Genomic DNA, 369 nt, shown 5'->3' with positions numbered 1-369 from the left:
GAGACGGTCAACACCCCCGGCAAGGACCGGCGCAGCATCGCGCACACCGTGACCCGGACTGCGGACAGTGCGGGCAGGCTTGCCGCCCGCGAGCAGACGGCGTTCACCTACGACGGGTACGGGCAGCTGGCCTCGCAGACGGTCTCCTGGGCCGACGGCGCGGGTGAGGAGGGGCGGGGCGAGGGGCCGGGCGAGCTGAAGACTGAGGTCACCCGCACCGTTGAGGACGGGCGCCTGACCGAGACCACCACCGTGGCGCCCGGCACGGACGCCGAAACCTCCGCCTCGCGGGTGGTGGACCTGGCCACCGGGGCCGTGCTGGAGGAGGCCGGCCCCGGCGGGCGGGTCGTCTCGCGGACGGAGTACGAC

The 369-nt window shown here is 74.8% G+C and carries 1 protein-coding gene; it reads left to right on the top strand.

Features of this window, described 5'->3' with window-relative positions; translation table 11 throughout:
- Positions 1-48: 48 nt before the first annotated feature.
- On the top strand, positions 49-369 hold a 321-nt coding region (locus IF89_RS39835), incomplete at its 3' end, for a hypothetical protein (RefSeq protein WP_158718172.1).

It is taken from the genome of Streptomyces sp. NRRL F-2664 (assembly GCF_000719345.1).
Classification (GTDB): domain Bacteria; phylum Actinomycetota; class Actinomycetes; order Streptomycetales; family Streptomycetaceae; genus Streptomyces.
Note: the sequence above shows the minus strand (reverse complement) of the source record. Positions and strands in the feature narration are given on the sequence as shown.